15 protein-coding genes are annotated in these 21126 nt (G+C 46.8%); 13 read left to right on the forward strand and 2 right to left on the reverse strand.

What is annotated here, in order from left to right; translation table 11 throughout:
* Positions 1-290: 290 nt before the first annotated feature.
* The 7 genes from Q9R46_RS04460 to Q9R46_RS04490 all read left to right on the forward strand — a co-directional run bounded on the left by Q9R46_RS04460 (position 291) and on the right by Q9R46_RS04490 (position 11706).
* Positions 291-2186, forward strand: coding sequence for a PrkA family serine protein kinase (locus Q9R46_RS04460; RefSeq protein ID WP_145329048.1), 1896 nt, complete (start codon positions 291-293; stop codon positions 2184-2186).
* 240 nt (positions 2187-2426) lie between these two features.
* A complete protein-coding gene (locus tag Q9R46_RS04465) occupies positions 2427-3422 on the forward strand; it encodes a globin-coupled sensor protein (protein ID WP_311279104.1) in 996 nt (331 codons plus the stop codon).
* A 141-nt stretch (positions 3423-3563) separates the two neighbouring features.
* On the forward strand, positions 3564-4595 hold the full coding sequence (locus tag Q9R46_RS04470; RefSeq protein WP_145329052.1) for a LacI family DNA-binding transcriptional regulator: 1032 nt from the start codon (positions 3564-3566) through the stop codon (positions 4593-4595).
* A gap of 368 nt (positions 4596-4963) precedes the next feature.
* Positions 4964-8224 (forward strand): endo-1,4-beta-xylanase, encoded by a 3261-nt coding sequence (locus Q9R46_RS04475; RefSeq protein ID WP_311279105.1) that lies wholly within the window; start codon positions 4964-4966, stop codon positions 8222-8224.
* Between the two features lie 291 nt (positions 8225-8515).
* Positions 8516-10999 carry a bifunctional diguanylate cyclase/phosphodiesterase gene (locus tag Q9R46_RS04480; protein ID WP_311279106.1) on the forward strand — a complete coding sequence of 828 codons (2484 nt, stop codon included), beginning with the start codon at positions 8516-8518 and terminating at the stop codon, positions 10997-10999.
* Positions 11000-11190: 191 nt separating this feature from the next.
* Positions 11191-11424, forward strand: a complete 234-nt coding sequence (locus Q9R46_RS04485) for a hypothetical protein (RefSeq protein WP_311279107.1) — start codon at positions 11191-11193, stop codon at positions 11422-11424.
* 3 nt (positions 11425-11427) lie between these two features.
* The gene (locus Q9R46_RS04490; RefSeq protein WP_311279108.1) at positions 11428-11706 is read left to right on the forward strand and encodes a hypothetical protein; all 279 of its coding nucleotides are present in this window, start codon (positions 11428-11430) and stop codon (positions 11704-11706) included.
* A 108-nt stretch (positions 11707-11814) separates the two neighbouring features.
* Here the strand turns inward: Q9R46_RS04490 and Q9R46_RS04495 are convergent, their stop codons facing one another.
* The gene (locus tag Q9R46_RS04495; protein WP_311279109.1) at positions 11815-13251 is read right to left on the reverse strand and encodes a SpoVR family protein; all 1437 of its coding nucleotides are present in this window, start codon (positions 13249-13251) and stop codon (positions 11815-11817) included.
* Positions 13248-14414, reverse strand: coding sequence for a sporulation protein YhbH (yhbH, locus tag Q9R46_RS04500; protein WP_123065012.1), 1167 nt, complete (start codon positions 14412-14414; stop codon positions 13248-13250). The genes Q9R46_RS04495 and yhbH overlap by 4 nt, the downstream gene beginning before the upstream one ends.
* A 257-nt stretch (positions 14415-14671) precedes the next feature.
* Between yhbH and Q9R46_RS04505 the strand changes: the two genes are divergently transcribed.
* The 6 genes from Q9R46_RS04505 (at position 14672) to Q9R46_RS04530 (ending at position 21126) form a co-directional block, all read left to right on the forward strand.
* Positions 14672-16012, forward strand: coding sequence for an MFS transporter (locus Q9R46_RS04505; RefSeq protein ID WP_311279110.1), 1341 nt, complete (start codon positions 14672-14674; stop codon positions 16010-16012).
* 359 nt (positions 16013-16371) lie between these two features.
* Positions 16372-17640, forward strand: coding sequence for a sulfotransferase family protein (locus Q9R46_RS04510; protein ID WP_145329064.1), 1269 nt, complete (start codon positions 16372-16374; stop codon positions 17638-17640).
* Complete coding sequence (locus Q9R46_RS04515; RefSeq protein ID WP_311279111.1) at positions 17637-19568, forward strand: asparagine synthase-related protein; 1932 nt, start codon at positions 17637-17639, stop codon at positions 19566-19568. Before Q9R46_RS04510 ends, Q9R46_RS04515 begins: the two co-directional genes overlap by 4 nt.
* Before the next feature lie 41 nt (positions 19569-19609).
* The gene (locus Q9R46_RS04520; protein ID WP_311279112.1) at positions 19610-19747 is read left to right on the forward strand and encodes a paeninodin family lasso peptide; all 138 of its coding nucleotides are present in this window, start codon (positions 19610-19612) and stop codon (positions 19745-19747) included.
* Between the two features lie 138 nt (positions 19748-19885).
* Complete coding sequence (locus Q9R46_RS04525; protein WP_311279113.1) at positions 19886-20830, forward strand: aldolase; 945 nt, start codon at positions 19886-19888, stop codon at positions 20828-20830.
* Positions 20827-21126, forward strand: a complete 300-nt coding sequence (locus Q9R46_RS04530) for a lasso peptide biosynthesis PqqD family chaperone (protein WP_311279114.1) — start codon at positions 20827-20829, stop codon at positions 21124-21126. The genes Q9R46_RS04525 and Q9R46_RS04530 overlap by 4 nt, the downstream gene beginning before the upstream one ends.

A 21126-nucleotide genomic window follows, 5' to 3' on the forward strand; every position in this document is an offset into this window, starting at 1 on the left:
TCATTATAGCATATTCATGCTTTTTTTTCTGAGGCCACAAGATGTCTGATAGAACAGCATATGCGTAAAATTCAGGGTCAAGGTTTGAAAAAAAGAGGTCAACTTATCCAAGTTGCCGCATAGGTATGTAATACACTTTTCACATCCATACAAGACCATTGTAACAAGGGTAGCGGGACTAAGCCGGACCGCAGAAGGGTATTCAAGCAGGAGCTGCAACTCTATTGATTTCTTCATACCATTCGGAATGGTTGACAATCACACTAAAGGAGCCATGGGAGGTACCAAGCATGAATATTTTTGAACGCGTTGCGGAATATCGGGCAGAGAGTGACCGTTTGTCATGGAACGGAACATTTGAAGATTATATTGCGCTGCTGAGAGAGGACCCGACTCCGGCAATGACGGCTCACGCACGAGTGTATCAGATGATTGAATCGTTTGGGGTAGAAGAGGTGGGGGGACACAAACGGTACAAATTTTTCGAGCAGGAGATTTTCGGACTGGATCGTTCCATTGAAAAACTGGTGGAGGAGTATTTCCATTCGGCAGCACGTCGTTTGGATGTACGCAAACGGATCTTGCTTCTAATGGGACCGGTCAGCGGAGGTAAATCTACCCTGGTGACACTTCTGAAACGGGGATTGGAGCAATTTTCGCGTACAGAAAAAGGGGCAGTGTATGCGATTGAGGGATGCCCGATGCATGAGGAGCCGCTGCATCTTATTCCGCTGGAGCTTCGGCCTGATGTGGAGAAAGAGATCGGAGTGCGCATTGAAGGCAACCTGTGCCCTTCCTGCCAGATGAGACTTCGTACCGAGTATGGAGGGGACATCAGTAAAGTTCGGGTAGAACGTGTCATTATCTCAGAAGATAATCGGGTGGGGATTGGTACATTCAGTCCGTCAGATCCGAAATCCCAGGATATTGCTGACCTTACAGGCAGCATCGATTTCTCGACGATTACTGAATTTGGATCGGAGTCTGATCCACGGGCTTATCGGTTTGACGGAGAGCTGAATAAGGCCAACCGCGGTTTGATGGAATTCCAGGAGATGCTGAAATGTGACGAAAAATTTCTGTGGAATCTGTTATCCCTGACACAAGAGGGCAACTTCAAAGCAGGACGGTTTGCGCTCATCAGTGCAGATGAAATGATTGTCGCACACACGAACGAATCGGAGTATAAGTCTTTCATTTCTAACAAGAAAAATGAGGCATTACAGTCACGGATGATTGTAATGCCGATTCCGTATAACCTGAAGGTGTCGGAAGAAGAGAAAATTTACGCCAAGCTGATTCAGCAAAGTGATATGAAACATGTGCATATTGCACCGCATGCGCTGCGTACAGCGGCGATCTTTTCCATACTTACACGATTGAAGGAAACGAAAAAACAAGGCATGGATCTGGTGAAAAAAATGCGGATGTACGACGGCGAAGAGGTTGAAGGGTATAAAGAAGCCGATCTTCGAGAAATGCAAAATGAATATTTGGACGAGGGCATGTCCGGTATCGATCCGCGGTACGTCATTAACCGGATATCCAGCGCTTTGATTAAGCAAAACCTTCAGTGCATTAACGCGCTGGATATCCTGCGTGCGATTAAGGATGGGCTGGATCAGCATGCTTCGATCACTAAGGAAGAACGCGAGCGGTATTTGAACTTTATCGCGCTGGCACGTAAAGAGTATGATGAACTTGCGAAGAAGGAAGTGCAGAAAGCATTTGTATATTCGTTCGAAGAGTCAGCCAAAACGCTGTTTGAGAATTATCTGGATAACATTGAAGCGTTCTGCAACTGGTCTAAAATCCGTGATCCGCTAACAGATGAGGAGATGGACCCGGATGAGCGGCTGATGCGTTCCATTGAGGAGCAGATTGGTATCTCCGAGAATGCGAAGAAAGCGTTCAGGGAAGAGATTCTGATTCGGATCTCGGCATACTCCCGTAAGGAACGAAAGTTTGAATACAGTAGCCACGATCGTCTAAGGGAAGCCATTGAGAAAAAGCTGTTTGCTGATCTCAAGGACATCGTCAAGATTACGACGTCTACGAAAACACCGGATGCCACTCAATTGAAACGCATGAATGAAGTCATCAAACGTCTTATCGAAGAGCATGGATATACAGCTGCAAGTGCCAATGAATTGTTAAGATACGTGGGAAGTTTGCTTAACCGTTAACCTGCAGCACCATTCCGAATTAGGTCCTGAAGATTTGTTGTGAGGCTCCTTCGCAACAGATTCAGGGCCTTTTTATATTAAAATTAACCAGTTAAAAACAATATTTGACAAATAAATATAATTAATTCCACATTAAATAGTTCTTAGGGTATATGTGTGTTTAGGTAGTTTAGTCTATAATCAATTAAAATTGTTTTAATTATTGGTTGAAAAGTGGATAAGGAGTTGATCCGATCGGATATGAGCAGCATTTCGGCAGAAAGGCAAAAACAACTGGATTATGTAGGGGTAACACCCCAGGATTTGAAACTACTTGCCGATCATCGGCCTGTCTTCGAAAAAGTTGTTGAAGATGTGGTGGATCATTTCTACAAACATGTGGGGAAGTACCCAGAATTAACGGAGCTGATTGCCCGATTTTCCAATATTGAACGATTGAAGGAAACGCAGCGGATGTATTGGTTATCCATGACAGACGGCATCGTGGATGATGCATATATTGAACAGCGGATCACCATTGGATTGGTGCATTCACGGATTGGACTCACGAGCAACTACTATCTGGGTGCCTACATGGCTTACCTGGATATTGCCACAACCATATTTCAGCAACTCATTCCGGATTCCTGGCACTATGTCATCCATGCACTGAGCAAAATGTTCAATCTCGATTCACAGCTCGTTCTGGAAGCTTATGAAAAAAAAGAAAAAGAGCAACTCCACCAGCTCGCTGCAGATCAGGATGATACACTTCAAGCGATTACTCAAATTACGCAGGAGCTTACCGGTATGATTACGGAATTAAATGAAAATGCATTGTCCATCTCCGCTGTAGCGAAGGAAACCGTCGTGTCTCAAGATCAGGCCAATGTGCTCTTGAAGGAATTAACCGGAGAGATGCAGCAGATCGAAAAAATGGGTGAACTGATTCGGGAAATTTCCGATCAAAGTCACCTTGTCGGCTTGAACGCTGCAATCGAAGCGGCACATGCCGGAGAGTTCGGACGCGGATTCGAAGTGGTCGCAAGTGAAGTGCGCAAGCTGGCGGCAAGCTCTAGAGATGCGCAAAGCAAAATCCAATCCAATCTGGATCAGATTATGGAGATTCTAGAAAGAGTGCAAAAAGAGTCTGATCGTACATCAAGCGGGGCGCAGAGTCAGGCTTCGCGTTCATCCGAACTTGCCGTTTTTGCGACAGCGATGGAGAGGCTTGCCGCGGATTTGAGAAAACTGTAAACGTAATGTGAACCCCGGATATGCTTAGAACCTTCGATACCGTTTCTCGCTCTAATAAGCTATAATGGGTAGACAAACCTGCGGGTGTTATAGATCATATAGCCAGAGACAGGCGATTTAAAAAGAGGTCGAGGTGATTAGATGGCTTCTATCCATGATGTAGCCAAAGAAGCGGGAGTATCTGTTGCAACCGTTTCCAAAGTATTGAACGACTATCCGGACGTTAGCGAAAAAACACGTAAAAAAGTAAATATAGCCATCGAGCTATTAAAATATCAACCGAATGTGGTTGCTCGTGGACTGGTTAAACGCCGTTCATGGACAGTGGGGGTACTGCTTACCGTTCCGTTTACGAATCCGTTTGTATCGGAATTACTTGAAGGGATCAAAACAGCCTTGGAAAATAGCGGTTATGATCTTGTTCGATTATCAACACGATTTGATGACCCTACATATTCTTTCATCAAGCATTGCCGCAGCCGAAATGTGGATGGTGTTGTTGTTTTCGGGGAAGGCCGGGAAAACAAAAGTATTCAGGAACTGGTTTCAGCAGAGATTCCAACGATGTTCATTGATACCGATCTGTTTGGCAAACGTGCAGGTTACATTACGACAGACAATGTAAATGGTGTTGCTATGGCAGTGAAGCATCTGTATGAACTAGGGCATCGCAAGATTGCCTACATTTCAGGTACGCTGGGACCTGCTGTTGCTAACCTTCGTTTAGACGGGTACAAGGAAGGGCTTCGTTTATGTGGTGTTCCTTATGCGACGATCTATCTGGAAGTCTGTGACTATTCATTTGATGGCGGTGCCAAGGCAGCTCGGCGTTTGCTGGCCCTTAGGGAACAACCTACAGGTATTATCTGTGCCTCGGATATGTCTGCTTTTGGTGCGATTCATGAGATTGAGAAACATGGTTTCAGTGTGCCGGAGGATATTTCTGTGGTCGGATTCGACAATACGTATTATGCTGAGGTGTTTAAGCCGGGTTTAACAACGGTGAATCAGAATATCTACACCATAGGTATTCGAGCGATTGAATATCTGATTGCGATGATTGAAAATCCAACCTATACACCTCCTGTCGTGACGGAACCATCGAATTTAATTGTTCGTCAGACGACAGCGCCAGTAAATGAAGTGTATCCGGAACTACCCGCACAGCCATAGGCTGTGCTTTTTTTGTTACCGAATAATACGTTATTACTACAGCGTGAAAGACACAGACGGCGATCATAAGTATAAAAAGAGGGGGGTGGACACTAAATTTCCATATTTACAGTAAAAGGCATGATGACATAAATTTGATAATGTAACCGCTTACTTAAAAGTAAAGCAGGTTCCCAAGGGCGCAATCAGGCTCACTTGAGGAGGTTAAGAACCGTGCATTGAAGTTCCTGATTCCATCCGTGCGACGTAATATGTTGCCAGTTAACAGAACAGCAGAGGAAATCCATGCATGCAGAAGTGTGTTGTGAAATGCCCGATGTTTGACCGCGTTACAGGATGGATGACGAAATTCACAAGGAGGAATTGACGTGCGGGGAAAATGGTTGAGGTTATGCTTGGCAGCAGCGCTGATCTTTAGTTTATTGCCAGGCATCGGAGCAGGAGAACAGAAGGCAAGCGCAGCAAATGCAGGCGACATTTTGTTGTCTCATTCGTTCGAGGATGGCACGACCCAAGGCTGGACAGCCCGGGGTGGAGTGACGGTTGGCGTGACTGGAGATCAGGCTTACCAAGGTACACGTTCTCTGAAAACAACAGGTCGTACAGAGGCATGGAATGGACCTTCGTTGTCATTGTCGGATGTGGTGGACAAGAATGCTGTCGTTGAAATATCTGGTTACGTGAAACTGGTTGCAGGTTCAGCACCGGCTAATCTGAAATTCACCGTGGAACGCCGCGATGGCAACGGGGATGCGCAATATGATCAGGTTAACGCAGCCGAGCAAGTAACCGATCAGAAATGGGTGAAGCTGCAAGGGCAGTATAGTTATGAACAAGGCAGTGGCCTGCAATTGTATCTGGAGAGCACGGATGCAACAGCGGCTTATTTGTTAGACGAGTTCCAGATCCGGCTTGTTAAATCTGCTCCAGAGAATCCGGGTGAACCAGGAGAACCGGGCAAAGCCTTGTTCAAAGCGGACTTTGAAGACGGTAATATCGGAAACTGGAAAGCTCGTGGCACTGAAAAGCTGGAGGTAGTCAGCGGCATCGGACACAATAGTAACCGCAGTTTGAAAACCTCCTCCCGAACGGAAACTTATCATGGACCGTTAGTAGAGGTGTTGCCTTACTTGCAAAAAGGAAGCACGGTTCATGTGTCCTTCTGGGCGATGTATGATGAAGGGCCTGCAACACAGGTAATCAACGGCTCATTGGAGAAGGAATTTAATGGTGACGCAGCTAAGCTGGAATATGCGACCTTTGCTTCCACCACGCTGAATAAAGGCCAGTGGAAGAAGATTGAAGCGGATATCATCGTGCCGGCAGAAAGCACAGGTGTAAGCGGATTGCGGATGTACGCCGAGACACCGTGGAAGCAGTCTTCTGAAGTGACGGAGACAGACACAATTCCGTTCTACATTGATGATGTTCAGATTACAGCGACGGAAGCGATTGCAATTGAGAAGGATATCCCTGATTTGGGAAAAACACTGGGTACATCTTATGCGCTTGGTGCAGCGATTGACCAAACGGCTCTAAACCCACAAGATCCGCACTCGGATCTGCTTAAGAAACATTTTAAAAGTATTACTGCAGGCAACTTCATGAAAATGGATGCCATGCAGCCGACGGAGGGCAATTTTGTCTGGTCTGAAGCAGATCGGCTGGTCAACTTTGCTGCAGCGAACAATATGGAGATTAGAGGCCATACGCTGCTTTGGCACAGTCAAGTGCCGGACTGGTTCTTCACAGATCCTAATGATCCATCCAAGCCAGCTACACGTGAGCAACTTCTGAAACGTATGAAAACACATATTCAAACGATTGTGAGCCGTTACAAGGGCAAAGTGCATACGTGGGATGTTGTCAATGAAGTCATCTCCGACGGCGGCGGTCTGCGTGATCAGGCGAGCAATTCGAAATGGCGGGATATCATCGGCGACGTAGACGGCGACGGAGATGACAGTGATTACATTGAACTGGCTTTCCGTTATGCGCGCGAGGCTGATCCTGAAGCGGTACTGGTAATCAATGATTATGGTATTGAAGGTAGCGTCAGCAAAATGAACGACATGGTTAAACTTGTGGGGAAATTGCTGGCTAAAGGAACACCGATCGATGCTATCGGTTTTCAAATGCATGTGTCGATGTATGGACCGGATCTAAAGCAGATTCGTGAAGCGTTCAACCGCGCTGTTGCTCTAGGGGTTCATATTCAAGTGACAGAGCTGGACATGTCGATCTATTCAGGGAACTCGGAGCAGGAAAAACCGGTAACGGATGAGATGATGCTGGAGCAAGCTTACCGTTACCGTGCGTTGTTTGACCTGTTCAAAGAGTTTGATGATCGTGGTGTCATGGACAGTGTGACGTTATGGGGGCTTGCCGATGACGGCACATGGCTGGATGATTTCCCGGTGAAAGGCAGAAAGGATGCACCGCTGCTGTTTGACCGTAAGCTGAAAGCTAAACCAGCTTATTGGGCGTTAGTTGACCCGGCATCCTTGCCTGTATATCGAAATGAGTGGACAGCCGCGCAATCCAAAGTATCCTTGCCGGACCGTAAAGGGCAGGAGGATATTCTCTGGGGAGCTGTTCAGGCCAAGCCGGTTTCACATATCATCGAAGGCACAGCAGGTACTACAGGTCAAGTGAAGACATTATGGGATGGAAAAAAACTGAACCTGCACATTGATGTCAAAGACGCCACACGTCTAAAAGGCGATCAAGTAGAGGTGTTTGTCAGCCCGGAAGATTTGGCAACGAGCAAGAAAAACACGACACCGAAGGATGGGCAATACATTTTCAATCGGGATGGCGGCAAAGGCAAAGATCAGAAGCTGTACCAAGTGCAGGAGAATAAATCGGGATATATTATTTATGCATCACTACCGTTCTCCGCAGCTGATCTAGCCGAAGGTAAAGTACTATCTCTGGATTTCCGCATTACAGATAAACAGCCTAACAATAAAACTTCCATTATTGTCTGGAACGATACGAATAATCAGCAACCGCAGAAAAAGGAAAGTCGGGGCAAGCTTAAGTTAGGTCCTGCATTAAAACAAGTCAAAGTTTCATATGGCACTCCTGTTGTAGACGGCAAGGAGGATAAGCTGTGGAAAAAAGCAGTGACCATCACAACGGATGTTAAGGTAGCCGGAAATGCCGGTGCTAAGGCCAAGGCGAAGTTGCTGTGGGATGAAAAGTATCTCTACGTACTTGCTGATGTCAAAGATCCTTTGCTCAGTAAAAAAAGTGCTAATGCACATGAACAGGATTCCATCGAGCTATTCATTGATCTGAATAAAAATCAAACGAGTAGTTATGAAGACGATGATGCACAGTATCGGGTTAATTTCGATAATGAAACTTCGTTCGGGGGGAATGCCCGTAAAGAGTTGTTTAAATCAAGCACACGTCTGACGAAGGAAGGGTATGTGGTAGAGGCAGCTATTCCGCTGGAGAATGTTAACCCTAAGCAAAGTAAATGGATCGGGTTCGATCTGCAGGTGAATGATGACGGTGCTGGAGATGGAAAACGTAGCAGTGTTTTCATGTGGAGTGATCCTTCAGGCAATTCGTACCGCGATACGTCCGGATTCGGTAGTCTGCTATTGGTGAAGAAGTAGAGTTACTGACCAGGCTTTCGATTAAACTGTTTAATGAAGTGTAACAAATATGTGACTAGGGTGAAATGCGCTGTGCTTCTGGAAATAAGTGTTGATTTTCAGGGCTGGGACGTTTAGACTATAAACATTCATCATTAGCGGGTTTCATTGTATGCCAATCGGTTTATGACTAAGTCGCTAGTCGCAAAGTCAAATGCTACGGAGGGAGTGCCTGTCATCTAGGCAGCGCACTCGCTTCTTTTTTACATTTAACATACATATGAGCATTACCCGGCTGAAAGGACAGAGTGAGTGGAGCACATACATGGCACGTACAATCTACAACTTGTTATTTTATCCTATTTCATTGCGTCGTTAGCCTCTTATGCAGCACTTGATCTTGCAGGCCGTGTATCTTTGACGAGCGGAAGGGCGCGTCACTGGTGGGTTGCTTGCGGGGCAATCTCTATGGGACTGGGTATCTGGTCGATGCACTTTGTCGGCATGATCGCTTTTGTGTTGCCGATGCACGTTTCCTATTCCATGGACAAGGTGATTTTGTCCGTTTTGTTAGCTATTATTGCGTCGGGGGTAGCATTGGAATTTGCAGGTCGCCCGTCCAACCGGATTAGTAAACTTGTGTTTGCCGGATTGTTGCTGACCGCAGGTATTACCTCTATGCATTATGTGGGCATGGCAGCGATGTCCATTCCGATTACTTACAAGCCGGGCCTTGTGGTGTTATCCGTTCTGATCGCGGCACTGGCTTCCTATGCAGCGCTGTGGCTGATGTTTTTTTTCAATCGTCCGGAATCCAGACATCATTGGGTCTATAAAATAGGTAGCGGACTCATTATGGGATTGGCTATTACAGGCATGCACTACACCGGAATGGCGGCAGCCCATTTTTATCAAGTTCAAGCAATCCCTGAGAGTCTAAGCAGACAGCTGGAGTCAGAGGTTCTTGCTTACCTTATTGCGGCGGGAACGTTTGTGGCCATTGGTCTCACGTTATTCGGTAATTTCATCAATCAACGGATGGTTCAGAAAGATCAACGTATTCGTGAAAATGAACAGTGGTATCATGCCCTGTACCATAATCATTCGGATGCCATCGTTTCTGTGGATCGCGAAGGTATCATTAAAGGCATTAACGCTGTAGTCACGACAATTACTGGATATTCTGAGAAAAGAGTCATCGACCGCCCGATTAATCAGATTATCGAGCAGATTGATGTGGAGTGTTCAAGTAAAGATACCATTCACGCTTGGGATCAGCCGGATCTGGAACAAAGGCATTATATGGCGAAGATGAAAAATACACAAAATGAACTCCTTGACTTAAGTATTGCGGTCATTCCGGTCATTATTGATGACACCCATGTCGGAAGCCATATTTTGATTAAAGATATTACGGAAGAGACCCAGGCACAGCAAAACATTCGGCATCAGGCTCTGCATGATCCGCTTACGGGTCTGCCTAATCGACGTAAGCTGGATGAGGTACTGGCTAATACCATCCATGCGTGTGAACAAAAACAGCATAAGTTTGCTGTGATGGTTATGGATATCGACCGTTTCAAAATGATTAATGACTCCCTGGGTCATTCTATTGGCGACGTGTTTCTGAAGGAAGTTAGCCACCGTATTGTTACGACTATCGGTGCTTCTCATCCGCAGGCAACGACCAATGTTACGCTAGCCCGAATGGGCGGGGATGAGTTCACGATGGTGGTCACGGGGGAACAAGCGGATGAGAGGCAAGTGGTTCGTCTTGCCGAAAAAATTGTGGAAGCGATTAAGCAACCGTATCGTTTGAAGGAAAATGATTTTTACGTTACAGCCAGTATCGGTATTGCTATGTACCCTGAACATGGGGCAGGAACGGATGCTTTGATCAAACATGCTGACTCCGCCATGTATGAAGTCAAGAAAAACGGAAAGAACGGTTACCAGTTCTATACGGCTCAGCTCGACTCTGAGCTTTACGAACGGATTGAGCTCGAAGGTTATCTAAGGAAGGCACTGGAGCGCAATGAGATGGTACTGTATTATCAGCCGCAGATTCGTACGCTGGACAGCCGAATGATCGGGGTAGAGGCTCTGATTCGCTGGCAACATCCGCTTAAGGGGCTGCTTGCACCCGATGTATTTATCCCGCTGGCCGAGGAGACAGGCATGATCTATGATATTGGTAACTGGACGATTCGTGAAGCCTGCAGACAGATGAAGCTGTGGCACGCTAGCGGCGGGCCGCTGATTCCGGTGTCAGTGAACTTGTCCAGCCAGCAATTTCATCAATCGAACCTGGTGGAGCAGGTACAGAATGCTTTAACTGAGACAGGTCTTGATGCCAAATATTTGGAACTGGAAATTACAGAGAGCATGATGATGGATGCAACGGTGTCCACGGCGATTCTAAACGAGCTATCCGCTCTGGGTGTGAAGATTAGTCTGGACGACTTCGGCACAGGATACAGTTCACTAAGTTATCTGAAGCATTTCCCGATCCACAAACTCAAGATCGACCGCTCGTTTGTCACGGATATCACCGAAAGCCACAGCGATCAGGCGATCGTAGCCACAATTATTTCGATGGCCCAGAATCTTAAGATGGAAGTAATCGCTGAAGGGATCGAGACCAAAGGCCAGCTCGATATTTTGATGGAAAATGACTGTCGGGAGATCCAGGGTTATTATTTCAGCAGGCCGTTACCAGCAAGTGAAGTGGAAAACAATTTCTTTGTACCTCTGCGTTTGCTGGGGGAACGTAATACGGTGTTTCATTCGGTATAAACGGCCAAGAGGCAAGTTCCTGAGTAGTATCTGGAACTTGCCTCTTTTTAGTTCTAAGATACAAATGAAATATGATTAAATGTAGGATAATCAGAGTGTATGACTGAGTTTTTAGTTTGGTCTTATGCTATAATCAGATTAAAATATTTCACGAGAAGATGTTGTAATTTCATCAAAGGAGGTTGCAAGGAATGAACTTTAGTCTGAAAGCTCCTGATGGCACAGTTATTGAATCTTACGAAAAAGACCACAAGGAATTTATTCGGATTGCTGGCTTGGAATATGAAATTTATAATCCAGTGGATGAGCTGGATTCTGATCCGGAAATAAGGAAAATGATTGAAGCATCCGAGAAAGACATCGAGCAAGGAAAGCTGTATTCAACAAATGACTTGATCGAATTGGTGAAGCGTGGTGAACTATAATTGATGGTTCAATGGACCGCAACAGCGATGAATCGACTTCATCAGATCAAGAGTGAACATTTTACAGATCAAGAAACGTTGGAGTATAAGGTAAATTTGATTCGTAGAGTGGAACAAAAGGTGGTTACCATGGGTACATTAATGCCATCCCGTGAGTACCACAATACATATTATTGTATCGTGGATCGTTACGTTGTGTCTTACAAAGTAATGGAAAGCGGTGAACGCTATGTAATTACGTCTTTTAAGCATAGTGCGATGAATCGCAAATATAGATTTTAGTCTTCGGAAAATCATGTATAGACGGCCAAGAGGCAAGTTCCTGAGTTGTATCTGGAACTTGCCGCTTTTTTGGTTTTTCATAATATACCCAAACCTTGTCACTCCCGTTTATAAAAACTTGCGATGGTGCTTTTTGCCGTCATAGGTGAACCAGATCGGTTTATCCTCCACACGGGTCTCCACGTGTACCGTACGTCCCCAGAGGCGGTACAGATACGGGAGCGTGCGCTCCATGTATTTCAGATCCAGCTCGATGCCCTCATACTGATGTTTCAACACGAGTTCGCCGGTACGCAGATAGTCTGCATCCTGTACGACCAGATAGGGAGAGCCGCCGTTAATGCGGGAAAATACAAGCTGGTCGCGGATGTTTTCCCAGGACTTGTCGGTAATTTTCCAGTCCGGGCCTTTTTTCTCGAACACGTAGAGGTCGAGGTCTTCGGTTAGCTTTTTGGTCATGTAATTACGGATGAAGGAGGTATCCGAGTCGAACTCGCGCACCTCGAACATTTTGGCCCGGCCTTGCCCAGGCTGGCGCCCCCATCGTTCCTGCTCCTCGCGCGTCGGGTGATCCCAGCGGCGTTCGATATCTTCAAAAATTTTCAGTCCCAGGTAATATGGATTCAGACTTTGTTTAGACGGCTGCACAACGGAAGAATTCAGCTTGGCAAACTCAATCGTATCCTCACTACTCAGGTCGAGTTCGCGTATAATACGTTGATGCCAGTACGAAGCCCAGCCTTCGTTCATGATTTTTGTTTCCATCTGAGGCCAGAAATAGAGCATTTCCTCACGCATCATACTCATAATATCCCGCTGCCAATCGGTGAGCACCTCGGAGAACTCTTGGATGAACCACATAATGTCTTTCTCCGGCTCTGGTGGAAAATGGTGTACCTGCAAACTGTCCGCAGGTTTTTCTTCGGTCTGCAGATTGTCGAGAGACCACAGGTCGTCATATTGGCCTTCCGGTTTAGGGGCTTTATCACCACGCTGTTCCCGAATTTTCATCTCCATGTAACGCTGTTTGTCGAGGTGCCGCGGTTTGATGAGTTGCGGGTCCACATGCTCCTGAATGGCGAGCACGGCATCGATGAAGGATTCTACCGCTTCGGTGCCATATTCCATCTCATAGTTGCTGATTCGATCCGCCGTGGCGGCCATGCTTTCAACCATATTGCGGTTGGATTTGGAGAAGCGTGCATTGTTTTTGAAAAAGTCGCAGTGTGCGAGTACGTGGGCAACGATTAATTTGTTCTGAATCAGAGAGTTGCCATCCAGCAGGAAGGCGTAGCAAGGGTTGGAGTTAATAACGAGTTCATAAATTTTGCTCAGGCCAAAATCATATTGCATTTTCATCTTGTGAAAGGTTTTGCCAAAGCTCCAGTGGCTGAACCTTGTTGGCATGCCGTAAGCACCGAAGGTGTAGATGATATCTGACGGGCAGATCTCGTAGCGCATCGGGTAATAGTCGAGGCCGAATCCATCGGCAATCTCCATAATTTCAGCAATCGCGTGTTCCAGTTCGCGGATCTCATCGGTCATCCCAGGCTGCCTCCTTCTCTTTTTTGAAAAAAGCTGCGGAGCGCTTTGTACACTTCGCCTTTTTCCTTGATGACGTAATACATAAACTGATCCATCTTAATATGACGGTAGGCAGACATCAGTGTACTGCTACGGTTGTATTGGTTCACTTCACCGTAACCAAACATGTTGCTGCGCTTCATTAACTCGCCGATCAGCTTCACGCAGCGCTCATTATCCGAGGTCAGGTTATCGCCATCCGAGAAATGGAACGGGTAGATGTTATAACTCGAAGGAGGATAACGTTTATCGATGATATCCAGTGCCTTCATATATACAGAGGAGCAGATCGTACCGCCGCTCTCGCCACGAGTGAAAAATTCCTCTTCCGTCACTTCTTTGGCTTCCGTGTGGTGAGCCAGAAACACAATTTCGACTTTCTCATACTGACGACGGAGAAAACGCGTCATCCAGAAGAAAAAACTGCGGGCGCAATATTTTTCAAATGATCCCATCGACCCGGATGTATCCATCATGGCGATGATGACGGCATTGGACTGAGGGATGATTTTGTCTTCCCACGTCTTGTAACGAAGATCATCCGGACTGATGTGATGGATGCCCGGATTACCCGTTGTTGCATTGCGGCGCAGGTTCTCCAGAATGGTTCGTTTCTTATCGATGTTGGACTGCATGCCTTTTTTGCGAATATCGTTGAAGACCACGGTATGTGTCTCGATCAAATCTTTATCCTTTTGTTTCAGATCCGGCAATTCCAGTTCGGCAAAAAGAATATCTTCCAATTCCTCAATGCTGACCTCAGCTTCCACTATGTCATGACCTGGTTGATCGCCAGCTTTTTCACCCTTGCCCGGCTTCTGGGACGCAGGATCACGGCCAATGACATCGCCAACCTGACTGTCACCGTCCCCCTGACCGACATGTTTTTGTTTCTGGTAGTTATACACGAAACGGTACTCATCCAGACTGCGAATGGGTACCTTGATGATTTGTTGTCCATCGGACATGATAATATTTTCTTCGGTGATCAGATCAGGCAGATTTTGCTTAATGACATCTTTAACCTTTTGCTGATGGCGCTGCTGGTCCTGGTACCCTTTGCGGTGAAGCGACCAATCTTCCCGGGATACGACGAACGAGTAAGGCTGGTGTGAATTTGACATGTAGGCACCCCCCATTGATTACGCGGCACAGTTTGGCCTGTCGGTAATTAAGTATATTCACGGGCGGGGACGATATGTGATGCGATCTCAACTAAAATGAATGAAATACGCTGCAATTGCCTTAGGATAGGCTGGAGCGAGGTACATGTTTAAATTTTACAAAAATCATGATCATATGTGATATCTTTCCTTTACAATAGAGAAAAAGGTCTGATTCTGAGCATCGAGCCCTGATGCATGTAAAGGAAGGATTAAGTGTGGATAAACGTGCAGTAAAAGCCTGGATTACGTATGACTGGGCCAATTCGGCTTATGCTACAACCGTGCTTGCGGCGGTGCTACCTGTATTCTATGCTTCTGTTGCTGCGGCAACATTGGATAAGGATACGGCAGCTTCTTACCTTGCTTATACACACTCTATTGGAATGTTGTGTGTGGCGCTGTTAACTCCGCTGTTAGGAACACTGGCTGATCTATCGGGGCGAAAAGGGGACTTCCTGCGAGTATTCGCGATAACGGGAATTGTGGCAACGCTGGGATTCAGCGTGATCGGAGAAGGAGACTGGTTGCTTGCGTCTACCCTGCTTGTATTAACCACGATTGGTTTTGCCGGTGGAAATACCTTCTATGATGCCATGTTACCGGATTTAGTTCCTGTAGAGCGAAGAGATATGGTGTCCTCCAAAGGTTATGCCTATGGTTATATCGGCGGGGGGTTACTGCTTGCAATCAATCTGTTAATGATTCAGCAGCCGGGCTGGTTCGGCTTACCGGATACACTTGCAGGTACAAGACTTGCATTCATTTCGGTATCGCTGTGGTGGTTGCTGTTCTCGCTTCCCATCTTCCGCTATGCACCTAGAAGACCAGCCTCGCCTGAGTTGCCTGCATCCGTGACAGGTTATGCAAAGATTGGTGTACGCAGATTACGGGAAACCTTCGGGCAGATCCGGCGTTTTCCACAGTTGCTTCGGATGTTGGTGGCATTCTGGTTTTTCAATGACGGGATTAATACCATTATTCTGATGGCTACAATCTATGGGACAAGCATTGGCATTGGCACATCGGATTTGATGTTGGCGTTGCTAATTACACAATTTATCGGTTTTCCTTGTACACTGCTTCTAGGTGCTTGGGCGCAGCGGTGGGGGGCAAAGCAAGTATTATTGATAAGTTTGAGTGTCTATATTTGTATCGTTATCCTGGGATATTTTATGACCCAAGCTCTGCACTTTTATGTGCTCGCAGGGTTGGTTGGCGTGGTGCAAGGAATTAGTCAATCGACGGCGCGTTCCCTGTTTAGTAATCTGATGCCGGCTGCACGAACGGGTGAGTACTTTGGATTTGTTAACATTACAGGGAAGTTCGCTTCGATCTTTGGCCCATTTGTATTTGGTTACGTGGGACAGATTACAGGTTCTACCCGCTGGGGGATTCTGTCGCTGATCTTCTTCTTTGTAGCAGGCATTGCGGTTTTATTAACCGTGAAGGTACAGAAAGGAATGCAGGATGCTCAGTCAGCCGACCAGGAAGAGTTTGAACGTATGCAAGGCCTAGGTATGGCTGGAAAAGGGAAGGAGGTTACCTTTACCGGATAAGTTTAGTTTGGTTTCATTTGGTTAGGTTAGATTAGGTCAGTTTGGTTTAGATTAGGCTTGATATTGTAACCGTGCCGTGACTCTTATTGATTATCCCGGTCTCCGGATTCTGTTTATCTCATAACAGGATCTGGAGGCTTTTTTTGCATTGTTACGTACTTAGATCATTGGCAAGTGAATAAATTATGAAAAGGTGAAAATAAAAGATTGACATGATACATTTTGTATCATAGAGTAAAGGTATAAATACATATTGTATCTTAGAGTGTCGAAATCCCCTGTCATTTCCAAGGTAATGATCATCCGGTCGATCCGATCCCACGGCATAATTTTATAAATTTACAGAGGAGAGGCTGCCATTGATAGATACGCAAGGAAACGGACTTGTCTTTTTATTATGCATTCCCCGCAGTGGCAGTTCGTTATCTACCGTTATGCTGCAAAATCATAGTCGCATATTTGCCACGCAGGAGATGTGGTTTCTGATGAATCTCGTTGATTTGTCCAAAGCCGATTCTCGCGCTTACGGTGGCAGTTCCATCATCCGTCAATTTTATCAAGCGATGGTGTCCGAGGATATTTTCGAAAAGGCGTGCAGAAGCTTTGCTCTTGAAATATATAATGGATTTTTGGAAGGGAGCGGAGCAGACTTCATCGTTGATAAATCTCCGCGTTATTATTATATGCTTGAATGGCTGGATCGGTTGTTTCCGCAGTCCAGACGCATTCATCTTCAGCGTAATCCCCTTTCTGTAGCGGCATCCTTTAAAAAAGTAAATCGCCACACCGGCGAAGGTTTTGATCTGATCCAGAGTCTGAATCATTCAAAACTCAATATGAAAGCCGTAGACCTGACACTTGGTCTAACTCGATTAAATGATTATTTTGCAGAGGCTCATCCTTTGGCCTACGAATTGAAATATGAGCAGCTTGTTATGAAACCTCAGGAAGAACTGGAGAAGTTATGTGCTTTTCTAGGCATAACTTATGAACAAGGCATGGAGCGGTATGGTCAGTTTGTGGATAGTACGAAATCTGACATGTTCTATAGTATGGGCGTTGGGGATCCCTTCCTATCTTCATATCAAGAAGCACATCAAGATTCTGTTAACAACTGGAAAAACATACTTGAGCGGCAAGAAGTTGAACTGTATTGCCGTGTACTCGGTGCGAATCTGTTCCACCGGATGGGGTACAGTGAACAGCTGCAAGAAGCTGAAGATTGGACGGGAGTCCAGTTTCAGGCAGAGCCGGATGCGGAGGTATTGGAGCGGCTCAAGCAACAGCTAGTACTGGCAACGGAGTGCCGTTGGCAACCAAATTACCGCATGGATGCACCGATGAATGGAGCCAAGGACCGGTCTCCGATCCACAGCGGCAGTGAGGAGAAGGAAAAAGCCAAGATTGACCCGTCACTAGCCGCTATGGCCACGATCAGACAGTTGCAGGCAGCACTTCGCGCAGCGGATCAGCGGCTGGAACGTGGCTATACGGAGCGGGAACGATTGAAGAAACAGCTGCATGCTGCCCATAGCAAATTGCAACGAATCAAATCATGGATACCATTTGGTCATCGAATTAGCGCATGGGCATCCCAGCGCAAGATTGTTCGGGGAGGAAAGTCATGAGCGCGATAGCCGGAATCGTACATACGGAAGGTCAGCAAGCGCTATGGGAGGACAGCTGGCGGCTCTACGCAAGTCTTGGGCATATCCCGGCAGATACAACAGGGGTATGGAAAGGGGATGAAGCCTTTCTTAGTTGCCATGCTCAGTGGATTACGCTGGAGTCCGTAAACGAGAAATTGCCTTTGTATGATGAAGAAAGTCAAATGACCATCACTTCAGATGCCATTTTGGATAACCGTGAGCAACTGGCCGATCAGTTGCAGATTTCACGAGCAGAGCTGGCTGGAATGGCGGACAGCGAACTGATTCTCCGTGCATACCAGCGCTGGGGAGAAGATGTAGCTAGTCACCTTCTGGGGGACTTTGTATTTGCGATCTGGGATGAACGCCGCCGCATGTTGTTTGCTGCGAGGGATATTACGGGCATGAGGGCATTTTATTACCGACATGACGGTTCACGATTTGCCTTCTGTACGTTAATGAAGCCATTGCTTGAGCTTGGAGGAGTGCAGAAGGCACTCGACGAAAACTGGCTATCCGAATTTCTGGCCATTCCCGACATGCATGATTCAGCTGATATTCATTCCACGGTGTATCGCGGAATGAACCAGTTGCCCTCTGCGCACACGCTGACGTTTCGAAACGGGAGGATCGAACTCAGGCAATATCATCGCTGGGATGATGTCGAACCGCTTCGACTCAAATCGGATGAAGACTATGTAGAAGCTTTTCGCGAGGTGTTTAGCCAAGCCGTAGGTTCACGCTTACGGACGCATAGACAGGTTGCGGCGGCGTTAAGTGGTGGACTGGATTCAGGAGCGGTTGCAGGATTTGCTTCCGGGACACTCCGAAGTCAGGGAAAGCAGCTTCATGCTTACAGCTACGTGCCAGTTCCGGATTTTACGGATTACACGTCGAAAACGTTACTAGCAGACGAGCGGCCATTTATTCGTTCCACCATTAATCACGTAGGCAATATCTCGGAAAACTATCTCGATTTTGAAGGACGCAGTCCGCTCAGTGAAGTAGATACGTGGCTGAACATGATGGAGATGCCTTACAAATACTTTGAAAATTCATTCTGGATCCGTGGCTTTTATGAAAAAGCGAGCGAGCAGGATGCCGGTATTTTGCTGACAGGCGCACGTGGTAATTTTACGATCTCATGGGGACCTGCACTTGATTATTATGCCAGTCTACTGAAAAGTGGCCGATATTTCCGCTGGTTCCGCGAGATGCAACAGTACAGCGAGCGAACAGGGATGGCATTCTCACGCATCGCCCGAATCACAGGCCGTAAAGCGTTCCCGGACTGGTTCAAAGGAAATAACAAAGGGACAGCTCAGCCAGCAGGCGCACAACTGATTCATCCGGATTTGGCCCGAAGAACGGGCGTGCTGGATCGACTTAAATCCATCCTTGTACTCCAGGGCGGTGCACGGGCCGATGCACTTCAGGTGCGAGCCGACAAGTTTAATAATCTGGCAATCGCGAATAAAAATGGGGCCGTCGCCACCAAGTGTTCTCTCCGTTACCGGGCATGGGAACGTGATCCCACAAGTGATCCAAGAGTGATCCGATTTTGTCTCTCTGTACCGATCGAACAGTATGTAAGGCAGGGAACGGATCGTTCGCTCGTTCGCCGGGCTACATCGCCGGAATTGCCGGACAAAGTAAGGCTTAATCAGCGTGTACGGGGCGTGCAGCCTGCGGATTGGTTGCACCGTATTTTGCCTGACTGGCAGACGTTTACCTCGGAACTGCAAACCTTGTGTTCTGACAGTCAGGTTGCCGGCATATTAAACACGGATCGGATTAAATCAGCTCTGGCTAATTTTCCAAGTCCCAGGCCCGAACTCGCATCCCATCCAGATTTGCGTTTGATGATGCACAGTTTAATTGTATACCGATTTATTCAGAAGTTTTGACCCGAGGCCAAGTTATACGCTCTTGAAAGGAGGTGAAAACGATGCAAAACGAAAAAAAGGAATGGCAAGCACCTGTTCTTGAAGTGCTGGATGTGAATGAAACGATGGCAGGTATAGGATACAGACAAATCGACTGGATTACTGTTCACGACGCCGACATGTACGATCCAACGTCCTAATTTTGTAGTTTCCCCAGCTAGTTCATACTTAAAGGGCGGAAATGCAACCCATCCAGCTTTTTCGCCTCCGCCCTAATATTGAGCTTGTGAATATCAGGGCTTTTTTCATATCTATAAATGAAGGAGGCGCCCTTATTGATGCCTTTGTACTATGAAGCTTATGGTTTACGCTGGTTGAGTCAGATTCCGATGCCCGAGTTGCAGCGGGCAACTCTGACTGCTGAAACGCAGCAGGATGTAGCTGATGTACAGATCGAGTCATTTGATCTGACAGGGTTATGGGAGAAATGGGATGTTGGTAGCGACAACTTTGTGGCGCGAGACGGTTGTCTTTTTTTCAGAATCGAAGATACGGGTCTGTTTTTAATGGATCATGGCAAAAGAATCGTTGTCTCTCAAGTATCTGGTGCCGATCCCCAAAAAGTCAGGCTGTTTATCCTCGGGACATGCATGTCCGTGATTATGATGCAGCGTGGTATTCTTCCTCTGCACGGAAGCGCAGTTGTGATTGATGGTTGGGCCTACGCGTTCGTTGGGCATTCTGGCGCAGGAAAGTCTACGTTGTCCGCGGCACTGGCCTCACGCGGATATCCTCTTCTCACCGATGATGTGGTTGCCTTGACCTGGGATGCTGGAGGCAGAGCGATCGTATCCCCCGGATATCCCCAGCAGAAATTATGGCAGCCTAGCCTGGAAGGCTTCGGGATGAAGCAGCAGGATTATGCAACGGTGCATGCTGAAATTACGAAATACGCCATACCGGTTCAGCACTACTTTCACGAGATGGCTGTTCCGCTTGGGGGAATTTACGAACTTGTACCTGAGCCGGACCAGGAATCCGGTTCTGTACATTTGCAGGAGGTAAGTGGTCTGGAACGTCTGCACTTGCTCTGCTCTCATACCTTTCGTGGTGGACTTGTGAATCGCCAAGGACTCGCCCAATGGTTGTTTGAAACAGCTTCAAGACTTTCAGCCAGTGTGGAGATTAACAGGATTAGCAGAACGGGGCACCATTTTACAGCATTTGAAATGGTGGATCGGATCCTTAATCATATACGTAAAGGAGTGCATACAAGCCTATGACAGCAATTACACCTATCGATTCGAATGACGTCGTAATCCGGAAGGAAGGCAACCTGGTCAGTGATATGGGTGGCGAAAAGGTGATGATGAGCATCAGTTCCGGGAAATATTACAATCTGGGAAGTACAGGCGGGCGAATCTGGGAACTGATTGTAGAGGAGAAAACGCTGAACGAATTGATTGAGACGCTTGCTACAGAGTATGACATTCAGGCAGAACAATGCCGTGATCAGGTTGTGGCTTTTTTGGAACACCTCTCACGTGAAGGTTTAATCAACATTTCGCGCGGAGTGTAA

Source organism: Paenibacillus sp. RRE4 (assembly GCF_031844205.1).
Taxonomy (GTDB): Bacteria; Bacillota; Bacilli; order Paenibacillales; family Paenibacillaceae; genus Paenibacillus; species Paenibacillus xylanexedens_B.

What these genes read in the sequence shown, in the direction of transcription:
- Q9R46_RS04465 (WP_311279104.1), top strand. Translation starts at nt 2,427, where the DNA reads ATGAGCAGCATTTCGGCAGAAAGGCAAAAACAACTGGATTATGTAGGG.
- Q9R46_RS04485 (WP_311279107.1), top strand. Translation starts at nt 11,191, where the DNA reads ATGAACTTTAGTCTGAAAGCTCCTGATGGCACAGTTATTGAATCTTAC.
- Q9R46_RS04530 (WP_311279114.1), top strand. Translation starts at nt 20,827, where the DNA reads ATGACAGCAATTACACCTATCGATTCGAATGACGTCGTAATCCGGAAG.
- Q9R46_RS04520 (WP_311279112.1), top strand. Translation starts at nt 19,610, where the DNA reads ATGCAAAACGAAAAAAAGGAATGGCAAGCACCTGTTCTTGAAGTGCTG.
- Q9R46_RS04460 (WP_145329048.1), top strand. Translation starts at nt 291, where the DNA reads ATGAATATTTTTGAACGCGTTGCGGAATATCGGGCAGAGAGTGACCGT.
- Q9R46_RS04495 (WP_311279109.1), bottom strand. Translation starts at nt 13,251, where the DNA reads ATGACCGATGAGATCCGCGAACTGGAACACGCGATTGCTGAAATTATG.
- Q9R46_RS04515 (WP_311279111.1), top strand. Translation starts at nt 17,637, where the DNA reads ATGAGCGCGATAGCCGGAATCGTACATACGGAAGGTCAGCAAGCGCTA.
- Q9R46_RS04490 (WP_311279108.1), top strand. Translation starts at nt 11,428, where the DNA reads ATGGTTCAATGGACCGCAACAGCGATGAATCGACTTCATCAGATCAAG.
- Q9R46_RS04470 (WP_145329052.1), top strand. Translation starts at nt 3,564, where the DNA reads ATGGCTTCTATCCATGATGTAGCCAAAGAAGCGGGAGTATCTGTTGCA.
- Q9R46_RS04525 (WP_311279113.1), top strand. Translation starts at nt 19,886, where the DNA reads ATGCCTTTGTACTATGAAGCTTATGGTTTACGCTGGTTGAGTCAGATT.
- yhbH (WP_123065012.1), bottom strand. Translation starts at nt 14,414, where the DNA reads ATGTCAAATTCACACCAGCCTTACTCGTTCGTCGTATCCCGGGAAGAT.